This is a genomic window from Xenorhabdus koppenhoeferi (genome assembly GCF_900116635.1).
Lineage (GTDB): Bacteria > Pseudomonadota > Gammaproteobacteria > Enterobacterales > Enterobacteriaceae > Xenorhabdus > Xenorhabdus koppenhoeferi.
The window spans coordinates 1-2,800 of the sequence record NZ_FPBJ01000074.1; the positions used below are offsets into that span (position 1 = coordinate 1).

2 protein-coding genes are annotated in these 2,800 nt (G+C 35.4%); one reads left to right on the forward strand and one right to left on the reverse strand.

Annotation, left to right across the window (positions count from 1 at the left end; all coding sequences use genetic code 11):
- The first annotated feature begins 122 nt into the window (after positions 1–122).
- Positions 123–860, forward strand: a complete 738-nt coding sequence (locus BM329_RS14050) for a class I SAM-dependent methyltransferase (protein ID WP_092554402.1) — start codon at positions 123–125, stop codon at positions 858–860.
- Between the two features lie 174 nt (positions 861–1,034).
- On the opposite strand, the gene BM329_RS14055 is transcribed toward BM329_RS14050, so the two are convergent.
- On the reverse strand, positions 1,035–2,132 hold the full coding sequence (locus BM329_RS14055) for a PfkB family carbohydrate kinase (protein WP_092554405.1): 1,098 nt from the start codon (positions 2,130–2,132) through the stop codon (positions 1,035–1,037).
- Positions 2,133–2,800 lie beyond the last annotated feature (668 nt).

The following is a 2,800-nucleotide window of genomic DNA, read 5'->3' on the forward strand; positions in this document are numbered from 1 at the left end:
TAGGCCATAGCGCATTTTCCTTTGGCGAGAAAGATGCCTACTATAGCAACTGACCGCCTTTCTTAGAAATTGCACTTATTAGGCGAATCCAAGAAATATATTTATATTCAGGAGTTGTAACAATGGAAGAGCAAGCAAGCTACAATTCTATTGGTGAGCATTATGAAAAATTTTCCAATACGGTCGCTCAACGGCAATCTGAGCTTCGAGACATAATCAATATGGTCGGAGACATACAGGGAAAGTCAGTTTTGGATTTAGCTTGCGGGTATGGTTATTATGGACGGGAATTACACCGGCGCGGTGCTTCAAAAGTGGTTGGCATTGATGTCTCTGAAAAAATGATTGAACTCGCCAAAGCCAAATCTACACAATACGGTGATAATATTGAATTTCATGTACAAGACGTATGTGCAATGCAATTAGATGAAAAATTCGATATCGTCATAGCTGCTTTCTTATTCCACTATGCACAATCCACTGACGAGCTCGAAGCTATGTTTCAGGCTGCGGCTAACCATTTAAAACCTTCTGGTAAACTGATTGCTTGCATGGCTTCCCCGGATTATCAATTGAAAAATGGAAACTGTGATAATTATGGTTTCAAAATTTTGAGTGAAGAGCTTTGGCAAAATGGTGTCCGTTATCAGGCAGAGTTCTTGACAACGCCCCCAAGCCCTTTCACATTTTATCGCTGGAGCCGTGAAGATTACGAAAACGTCACTAAAAAAGTAGGATTTCATCATATTCACTGGCAAAAGCCAACGGTCTTAGAAGATGATTTAAAACGTTACCCCCAAGGTTTTTGGGATATTTATCTGCAAAACTGTGTTCATACCGGGCTTGTTTGTCAGTTTTAAGCTCACTTGTATTGTCTCGCATTTCTGGTGTGATAGTTATAATATCAAAATAGATAATTTCCCTTTGTAAGAATTAAAAAATTGCCGGGTTTGTAGCCCGGCTTTAGCCACAATACATTTATATTTTTTATTATGTTTTTTCGGGTAAACAATGTCATTTCACCCTCGCTGCTATTAATTAACTGCATCCGGTATCAGTAACTTTGCTGCTGCGAAAGGTGACAGAGTCAATGAATAAGTTGATTCCGTAGACAGCACAAGAGCAGCACAACGTTGGGCAAAATGCACACTTTCTTCAAAATCCATACCTGCTAATGTGCAATGGACCAATCCTGCCATCATTGCATCCCCGGAGCCGGTGGTATTGATAAGATTGACAGGGAGTGCCGGAGAATGGCCTGATACATAATCTAACTCACTGTAATAAACCCCTTCAGCCCCCATGCTTAAAATAACCCTTTGAACACCTTGTTCATGAAACCATAAAGTTACCGATTTAGCCTTTTCCATTGAGTTAATTTTAATGCCACTGATTTTCTCTGCCTCCAATTTATTCGGTCGAATAGTATGAATGTACGATAACCAATTACGTACTATTCCGGCTTTATGCGCTGAAACTGGATTGACAAATACAGGTACGTCGCCCGAATTTTTAAATAACCATTCCAGTGCCTCTTCGGTTAAATTACAGTCTATAACCAGTAATCCCGCTCGCTGAATGAGCGATTTAGATTTATTCAATAACTCAGGAGTAAGTTTTTTCAAAATATCCATATCACTCACGGCTGTCTGGAATTCACCCTTGCTATCAATGATTGAATTATAACTTGATGTTCTTTCATCATTGAGTATGTGAGAGTGGCTAACGTCTACGCCCGCTAATCGGGTTTCTCTAAAAAGCCGTTTTCCATAGGCATCATCACCAAAGACAGAAATCAGATAACTCTCATTTTTTAATGTGGCAATGTTATGTGCAATATTTCGTGCGACACCGCCTAACGTATATTTTATTTTCCCTGGGTTGGAATCTTTCTTAAGTAATTCAGTTGACGCTAAACTGGTAATGTCCATATTGGAGGCACCAACGGTTACGGCATAATTTCCACTGGAAAAAATATAACCTTTTCCCATGATGTGTCCTTTTTTTTGTAAATTCAAAATTAATCCTGCTTCGCTTGAACGGCTAATACCAAATTCATCTGCTATTTCTTTTTGGGCAAGACAGGGATTTCTCCTAAGAAGCTGTAATATTCTAAACTCCAGATTATTCATCTTCTTAATATTCCGCCCTTTATTATTGGTTAACATGGTTGTTTTTATTCCATTGTTGAATGTCAGTAAAGCTAATTTTTCTATATTGTGTTTGTAGTGAGAAAGCGATCGTAAACTGAATGATATATTATTTTTCATTAATAATGTGATTATAATCTCAAATTTTGTTCCAAAAAATAACCCATTATCAGAATTTAAAAAAATTAGCAAGGTAACCATATTTTATTCTGATTATTTATGATTAAAATCAAAGCATTAGATATGTTTTCCATTATTTCAAACTTTTGCCTTTTCTTCATTTTTTTTAAAATTCGTGAAATTAAAGGATGTTTTAAGTTACATTAAAATGTGATTAAAAACACGTTTTTTTAAAAACATCGTGGAGGATTTAAATTATTGTTATCAAGTAATGGATTTTATATTTTAGTAATATTTTTTATTATAGTGTTACAGATGAATCACTATGTTTTCTCTTAATTATAATTATTGGAATTCTTATTTTACAAATAAAAAATATCTATTAATTATAATAACCAATGTTTATTTATGTTTGACTAACACATCTTTTGGTTCGTGTTGTGCTTTAATAAATTCGGACACTTTGGTAAAGGAATAGAATGACTTTAATTAAGGTCTCTTTATGAAACGAAATCACCCCAAAAATTTAC

Coding starts and splice junctions, on each gene's coding strand:
- BM329_RS14055 (WP_092554405.1), bottom strand. CDS start 2,132: ATGAATAATCTGGAGTTTAGAATATTACAGCTTCTTAGGAGAAATCCC.
- BM329_RS14050 (WP_092554402.1), top strand. CDS start 123: ATGGAAGAGCAAGCAAGCTACAATTCTATTGGTGAGCATTATGAAAAA.